At 68.5% G+C, this 6,703-nt stretch carries 6 protein-coding genes and 2 pseudogenes; 2 read left to right on the top strand and 6 right to left on the bottom strand.

Features of this window, described 5'->3' with window-relative positions; all coding sequences use genetic code 11:
- The 3 genes and pseudogenes from QQJ79_RS14395 to QQJ79_RS14385 form a co-directional block, all read right to left on the bottom strand.
- Positions 1 to 272, bottom strand: a pseudogene (locus tag QQJ79_RS14395) (hypothetical protein); the annotation flags it as partial.
- A 138-nt stretch (positions 273 to 410) separates the two neighbouring features.
- A complete protein-coding gene (locus QQJ79_RS14390) occupies positions 411 to 1,664 on the bottom strand; it encodes a DUF1570 domain-containing protein (protein ID WP_284223610.1) in 1,254 nt (417 codons plus the stop codon).
- Positions 1,665 to 1,754: 90 nt separating this feature from the next.
- Positions 1,755 to 3,386, bottom strand: a complete 1,632-nt coding sequence (locus tag QQJ79_RS14385) for a peptide chain release factor 3 (protein ID WP_284223609.1) — start codon at positions 3,384 to 3,386, stop codon at positions 1,755 to 1,757.
- Between the two features lie 159 nt (positions 3,387 to 3,545).
- Here QQJ79_RS14385 and QQJ79_RS14380 point away from each other — a divergent pair, with 159 nt between their 5' ends.
- The gene (locus QQJ79_RS14380; RefSeq protein WP_284223608.1) at positions 3,546 to 3,677 is read left to right on the top strand and encodes a hypothetical protein; all 132 of its coding nucleotides are present in this window, start codon (positions 3,546 to 3,548) and stop codon (positions 3,675 to 3,677) included.
- Positions 3,678 to 3,691: 14 nt separating this feature from the next.
- Here the strand turns inward: QQJ79_RS14380 and QQJ79_RS14375 are convergent, their stop codons facing one another.
- The 3 genes from QQJ79_RS14375 to QQJ79_RS14365 form a co-directional block, all read right to left on the bottom strand.
- Positions 3,692 to 5,326, bottom strand: coding sequence for a DUF1570 domain-containing protein (locus QQJ79_RS14375; RefSeq protein ID WP_284223607.1), 1,635 nt, complete (start codon positions 5,324 to 5,326; stop codon positions 3,692 to 3,694).
- A 68-nt stretch (positions 5,327 to 5,394) separates the two neighbouring features.
- Complete coding sequence (locus QQJ79_RS14370) at positions 5,395 to 5,775, bottom strand: hypothetical protein (RefSeq protein WP_284223606.1); 381 nt, start codon at positions 5,773 to 5,775, stop codon at positions 5,395 to 5,397.
- A gap of 266 nt (positions 5,776 to 6,041) precedes the next feature.
- Positions 6,042 to 6,380 carry a DUF1491 family protein gene (locus tag QQJ79_RS14365; protein ID WP_284223605.1) on the bottom strand — a complete coding sequence of 113 codons (339 nt, stop codon included), beginning with the start codon at positions 6,378 to 6,380 and terminating at the stop codon, positions 6,042 to 6,044.
- Positions 6,381 to 6,437: 57 nt separating this feature from the next.
- Between QQJ79_RS14365 and QQJ79_RS14360 the strand changes: the two are divergent.
- Positions 6,438 to 6,703 (top strand): annotated as a pseudogene (locus tag QQJ79_RS14360) (hypothetical protein); the annotation flags it as partial.

The raw sequence follows: 6,703 nt of genomic DNA, 5'->3' as shown, positions 1-6,703 counted from the left end.
GTGGCCGTGTGCCGCGCCGCGTCAGAGGCCGCAGCCGCCGCCCGGTCCAGGCTCGTCCGGCGGCCGGTCCGTCGCGCGTGCTCGCGCCACAGGGCCGAGGCCCGCATCCAGCTGTCGAAGGGATGGGCGCTGGACACGCGCCCGGCCTCGATGCCGAGCGACTGCGCTTCGATCGCGACCAGGTCGGCCCCGATCAGCTCCAGCCAGCCGAGGTCGTCGCTCTCGCGCGCCTTTTCGAACAATTTCCTCAAATCCCGGCCGAATTCGAACATGGGGGCTGGCGCTCCGGTCGTCCCGCTTCGGGACCAATACGCGTCCCTTGGGCCCAGACTAGCAAACGCGACGCCGCGTCGGAGGTTCGACCTGCCCGTGGCCGTTCCGCAAAACGGCGCGGCGATCGTCGCCGGCGCTCAATCGCGCGCGTACCGTTGGAAGCGCGCCTGGGCGGCGTGGACCCGATAGTCGGTGGAATCGGCCTCCAGCGCGCGGCGCAGGAACTCCCGCGACAGATCCCACTGCCGCGTCTGCTCGGCCTCATCCGCCGCATCCGCCCCGCGCTCGGTGGAAAGGTCCGCCATCAATAGCAGGCCCTCGACGTTGTCGCCCTCACGCTCGAGCGCGCGGGTCAGGGCGGCCTCGGCGGCGGCAGGGTCTCCCCAACGTTTCTCCGCGCGGCCCAGGGCGACCAGGGCCAGGGCATCGTCGGGGAAGCGGGCGCCGGCCGTCCTCAGCGTGGCCAGAAGCGCCGGGCCGTCGATCTGCTCGGGATTCCAGGAACGGGCGTTGATCATCGGCAGAAGAACCGCATCGGCCGCGGGCGACAGGGTCGTCACCGTGATGGCTGGATTGATGGGCGGCATGTCGAGCTTGGCGTAGGAGAGACGCCCGCGGACATAGGCGCGCAGCTGGGCCGCCAGCTGATCCGGCGTCATGGCGAAGATCGCCTGCCAGGCCTCGACCGGGTCCCGGCCGCCGTTCACGGCAGCGACATAGGCGGACAGGTTTCTCACCCGGACGGAGTCGGTCAGCAGCCAGTGGGTCAGGGCCCAGGACTGGGCGTAGTACATGCCCCGGCCTGCCGTGCTGTCGATCCCGAATGAACTGTCGGCCCGCAGCACTGTGTCCATGGGCAGCCAGCGGTTCTGCTGCAGGGCGTACTGACGGCCCGGGTTGGGCAGGCCGAAAGAGGCCTCGCCGCGCTCGGTCACGGTCGCTGTGGCGAAATATTCGGCGAAGCCCTCACGAAGCCACCCCGGATATCGCATGTCGCCGCTCCGGGCCATGACGTGATGGCTGTATTCATGGAGCAGGAGGTCGTCGCTTTCGCCCCGAACCAGAACGGCGAAGACGTCGATGTCACTGGCGGAATAGTAGCCGTCGATCCCTTCCGGAAGGCCGGGAACGGCCACACGCAACGCCCGGCCGTCTGCCACCAGATAGACCGGAAGCCTGCGGATCTCCGCGCTCGCGCCGCCGAAGCGGGAGGCCAGAAGCGCGTCGAAACGCTCCAGCTTGGCCGTGTATTCGCGCAGCGAGCGCTCCGAGCCGTCGCTGTAGACGATGAAGTGCGGACTTTCCGCGCGCCGCCACTCGGCGAGGGCGGCGGCCGGCGTCAGCGCCAGCAGCGCCAGGGCGAGCAGAAGACGATGGACAACTGACGACAAGACGGACCTCCCCCGGAAGCCGTCACCTAAGCCTTGTTTGTGGTGCGTGGTCCAGCCTGAGGTTGATCCGGGTCCCGACTGCCACGAGGCTCAGCCCCGCTCCTTCGTCTTCGTGAAGGCCACGGACGGGAACCGCTCCATCACATAGCCGGTCTCCCAGCTGGACTTGGCCAGGAACACCGGGTCGTCGTCGATGTCGCGGGCCATCTGGCCGCGGTATTTGCCCATGAAGTCCTCGAGATCGGCCTTGGTCCCGCCGATCCAGCGCGCCTCGGCCCAAGGGGAGGGTTCGAAGAGGACCTCCAGGCCGTATTCCTCGCCCAGACGGTCGGCCATGACCTCGAACTGCAGCTGGCCGACGGCGCCGACGATGAAGTCCGAGCCCATCTCGGGACGGAACAACTGGGTCACGCCCTCCTCGGCCAGGCCGTCCAGCGCCTTCTTCAGGTGTTTGGCCTTGAGCGGGTCCTTGACCCGCACGCGCTGGAGGATTTCGGGGGCGAAGTTGGGCAGGCCGGCGAAGCGGATCAGGCCGCTCTCGGACAGGCTGTCGCCGACGCGCAGGACGCCGTGGTTGGGAATGCCGATGACGTCCCCGGCATAGGCGTCCTCGGCCAGTTCGCGGTCGCTGGCGAAGAACATGATGGGGGCGTTCACTGACAGCTGCTTGCCGGTGTTCTGGACCTTCAGCTTCATGCCGCGCTGGAATTTGCCCGAGGCCATGCGGAACATGGCGATGCGGTCGCGGTGGTTGGGGTCCATATTGGCCTGGACCTTGAAGACGAAGCCGGTGACCTCGGCCGCGCCCGGCTCGACGGTGGTCGCCACGGGCTCTGCGGCGTTGCGGGTTCCGGCGGGTGGGGCCTTGTGCGCCTTCATCGTCTTGGGCGGCGGGGCCCATTCGCCGATGGCGGCCAACAGTTCGTCGATGCCGAAATGGCGCAGGGCCGAGCCCCACAGCACCGGCGTCATATGGCCCTCGAGGAAGGACTGGCGGTCAAAAGCCGGATAACCGCCCTCGACCAGTTCCTGCGCCTCCAGCAGGGCTTCGTGTTCGCCCTCTTCGAAATACCGCGCGGCGTCGGCCAGCGGCAGAGCCTCGGGGTGGGGGACGTCCTCTGCCGAACCGGCGGGCTTGCGGGCGTAGGGCTGGAACCGGCCCGTGCCCATTTCGACCATGCCGCGCAGGCGATTGCCGCTCTGCGCCGGCCACCAGATCGGGGCGGGGTCGAGCTGCAGCCGGCTGGCGATCTCGTCCAGCAGGGCCATCGGATCCTGGGCCTCGCGGTCCAGCTTGTTGATGAAGGTGATGATCGGAATGTCTCGCAGGCGGCAGACCTCGAACAGCTTCAGCGTCTGCGGCTCGATGCCCTTGGCGGCGTCCAGCACCATGATGGCGCAGTCGGCGGCGGTCAGGGTGCGGTAGGTGTCTTCCGAGAAGTCCTCGTGGCCGGGGGTGTCGAGCAGGTTGAACATCTTCCCGTCGTGCTCGAACGTCATGACCGAGGCGCTGACCGAGATGCCGCGCTCCTTCTCGATCTTCATCCAGTCGGACTGGGTGCGCCGGTTCTCGCCGCGCGCACGCACAGCCCCGGCCGCGCGGATGGCGCCGCCGGCCAGCAGGATGTGCTCGGTCAGCGTGGTCTTGCCGGCGTCAGGGTGCGCGATGATGGCGAAGGTCCTGCGGCGCAGGGCCTCCTGTTCAAGAGTGAGCTTCGACATGTTCTATCCGTTGGGCCGCGCGAGGTAGCGCGGACGGGGCCGAATGTCACCCGTCGGGGCCGGGCCACTGGTCAGACACGCGCATCGGAGTCATCCTGCGGCCGGCGAGACGACCCGGTCACGCAATCGGGCGCCGCCTTGGAAACGCAAGGAACGGCCATGGCTCCGAACCCCGCAGACCCGCCGCCGCCCCACACCGGGCCGCATCCCGCCCTCAGCCTGATCCTCGGCTTCGGCGTCATCGTGCTCGGCGCGACGGTGGTGCACCTGGTCTTCAACGTGCTGGTCTAACGGCCCGGCCGGCGTCAGTCGGCCGTGGCCGCCTCGGCCTCCACTGAGGGTTCCGCCTGATCCTCGGGCGGGGCCTCGAACGTCTCGACCGCCAGCCCCTGGGCTTGACGGGCGGCGGCGATCATCTCCCGCGCGCGGCGGGTGTAGATGCTCCGGTGAGGGCTGTTGGAGACCGGCAGCAGGATCACCACGGCTTCGGCGTTCTGCCCCCGCGACATCAGGGCTTCACCCAGCCGCAGCCGCGCTTCGAACGACTGCGGGGCGAGGCCGACCGCCGCCTGCAGGGTGGCGAAGTCGTTTTCAGTGGGATAGCTCGCCAACCCGCGGCGCACATCGTTCAGGCTCAGATAGGTGCGGAAGTCCATCGGATCGGCGTCCATGGACCGCGCCAGAAAGCCGCTCGCCCGTCGTTTCAGGCGAAGCGCGGCCTCAGGGTCCGTCTCCTTGCCGGCCTGGTCCAGCAACGCCCAAGCGGCCACCCGCAACGCATCGGCGTCCGTGGAGTCGGAGCCGACAAGCGGCTCGAGTGTCGTCAGCGCTGCCGCGGGATCGAACGACAGGCGGTAGGCGCGCGCATCGACAAGGCGGGCCATCCGGTCGCCGGGATGACGCGCGGCGGCGGCGTGGGCGTCGCGGATCAGGTCCGCGCGCATCTCGGCGCGTTCGCGGGCTTCGCGCGCCTTCTGCGCCTCGGACTTGCGCGTCTGGCCGTCCTCTTCCTCCGGCAGTTCGATGACGTCGATATTGTCCAGCCGGATGTCGAGCCAGATCATGTCCGCTTCCGCCCGGGGCAGTGTGGCGATGGTCACCTCCGGCTCCGGCACGGTGATCTGCGGCGTCCAGATGTTGATCGACCCGGACAGATACCGACGCACATCGTTCTGCAGTTCCTCGGGCGTCCGCCCCGTGGCCGCCTGCATGGCCGCGACAGAATCCTCGCCCCGGACCACGGCGGCGAGGTATTGGCCGAGCATCCGCGTCCGCTCGGGCGTGCTCATGAAATAGTGGGTCATGCCCCACGCCTGGGCGTAATAGAGATAGGCGGGGTAGCGGCCCGAGGGCGTGTAGCGCCACTTCAGCACATCCTCCATCCGGGCCCAGCTGTTGGCGCCCAGGTTGAGAACGTCCATGCGCCCGGGGTGGTGACGTCCGAACTGGATGCGGTCGGGGCGCACCTCGGCCGTGGCGTAGTACTCCGCGAACCCTTCCACGAACCACGAGGGGTAGGCGTTGGAGCGCATCTGGAACATGAAATGGTGAGCGTATTCGTGGAACAGCACCACGTCGCCGATCACGACGGTGGTGTTCACCACCGCATAGATTCGGCCGCTGTTCGAGGAGTAGAAGCCGGCGACGCCGCCGCCGATGCCGGGATAGACCCGGTTCATGTCGCGCGAACCCTCAGCCAGATAGATCTCCAGCTTTGGCGTCTCGTACTCCGTCTCGATCGGATAGTAGGCCCGCAGGAAGGCGTCGAAACGCTCGATCCGCTGGGCGAAGGCGCGGATGTCGCGCTCCGAGGTGTCTCCGTAGACAATGAAGTGCGCGGTCTCCGCCTTGCGCCACTCCGCCCGGGCGGGCGCGGCTGCGAACAGGATCAGGGCCGTCACAGCCATGACGGCCGTCTTCAGAAATGTCGGAATATGCATGGCCCCCCGGCTCCCCGGCTCAGGCCACAACCCTAAACAGCACAGCCGGGTGGGTTCAAGCGCCGCCGTCAGGCGGCCATGCGCATCCACACCGCGCGGTCGGCGGCGAGGGCGTTCAGCTGGCCCTTGGCGGCGCGGGTCTTCAGCTGGCGCATGATGGCGCCGGGCAGGGCGCAGAATTGCGGCTCGACCAGGGTCGGATCGCAGCCGGCGGCGGGGGCCGCGAACAGGGCGGCGTTCACTTCCGGGGACCGGTCGTGGATCAGCCAGGCCAGACGGCGCGCGCGCTGCGGGTCGTTGAGGTGCAGCAGCGGATCCTCGGCAAACAGTTCGCAACCGAGTTCCAGGACATAGTCGAGCTCAAGGCTCTCAAAGCGGCGCGCGTCGCCGGGCGTGACCGGGCAGGCCTCGTCCAGGTCGAACACCACGTCGTTGAGAAGAAAGAGCATCGACAACACCCACCATCGCTCCGGGCTCATTGCGGCCCGTTGAAGCTGACCATAGGCGCCTCCGCTTGAGGTTCCGTGTGCGAACGTCGTTAAGGATTTCGCACTGGCGGCGGGGGGTGGTCACAGGTGGTTAGGGGTGGCTGGTGGCCAGTGGCTAGTGATTGGCCGCCAGCGGGGGTGTGGCGCGAACTGCGCCGCCCTTCCGCCGCCAGCGATGCGATCAGCCACTGGCCACTGGCCACTGGCCACTCGCCACTCGCCACCCGTCACTCCCCGCCGCCCGCCACCTTCTCTGTTATAAAGTGCCGCCCCTGGCGGTCCTCGATCTCGACGACCCAGAGGTCGGGGTCGTAGCCGATCTGGCGCTGGATATAGGCGTCGAGTTCGCTCTCGAACTCGCTCTCGACCGGCTGCATCCACAGCCGTTCGCCGTCGGGCCCGAAGGCTTCACTATAGAGTCGGGCGCGGCGGTTGGAGGTGTCGAAGGCCTTGACGATGACCGTGCCGGCGCGGGCGTCGCCCTTGCGCGCGACGGTGGCGAAGGCTCCGCCCAGCTCGGCGCGGCGGATCAGGGCGGAGACCCACAGGTCGCTCGACAGAAGCATTTCGATAACCCTGCTCGGAAACCGGACCGGAACGCGTGATGCGTAAGGTGCGGTCCCATGACGATAGGCCAGACCGCCTCGAAGACCAAAGCCGCGCTGGCGGTCGCCGCCGTGCTGGGGTTGCCGACCCTCGCCTGGGCCGGGGCCGCCGACACCTATTATGAGCGCGCCTTCGTGGTCGCCGCCGACGCCCGTTGCAATCTGTTCGCGCCGCAGATCGACGCCGCCCTGAACGCGGCCACGGCCCAGGCCCGGGGCGCCGCCCTGCGTTCGGGCGCCGCCGAATCCGAACTCGTCGCTGCAGCCGGCCGCGCCCGCGCCCG

The sequence above is a fragment of the Brevundimonas denitrificans genome, assembly GCF_030160755.1.
Taxonomy (GTDB): domain Bacteria; phylum Pseudomonadota; class Alphaproteobacteria; order Caulobacterales; family Caulobacteraceae; genus Brevundimonas; species Brevundimonas denitrificans.
The sequence above is the reverse complement of the archived record's forward strand: the minus strand, read 5'-3'. Positions and strand labels throughout refer to the sequence as shown.

Coding starts and splice junctions, on each gene's coding strand:
- QQJ79_RS14370 (WP_284223606.1), bottom strand. CDS start 5,775: ATGCTCTTTCTTCTCAACGACGTGGTGTTCGACCTGGACGAGGCCTGC.
- QQJ79_RS14365 (WP_284223605.1), bottom strand. CDS start 6,380: ATGCTTCTGTCGAGCGACCTGTGGGTCTCCGCCCTGATCCGCCGCGCC.
- QQJ79_RS14380 (WP_284223608.1), top strand. CDS start 3,546: ATGGCTCCGAACCCCGCAGACCCGCCGCCGCCCCACACCGGGCCGCAT.
- QQJ79_RS14375 (WP_284223607.1), bottom strand. CDS start 5,326: ATGCATATTCCGACATTTCTGAAGACGGCCGTCATGGCTGTGACGGCC.
- QQJ79_RS14385 (WP_284223609.1), bottom strand. CDS start 3,386: ATGTCGAAGCTCACTCTTGAACAGGAGGCCCTGCGCCGCAGGACCTTC.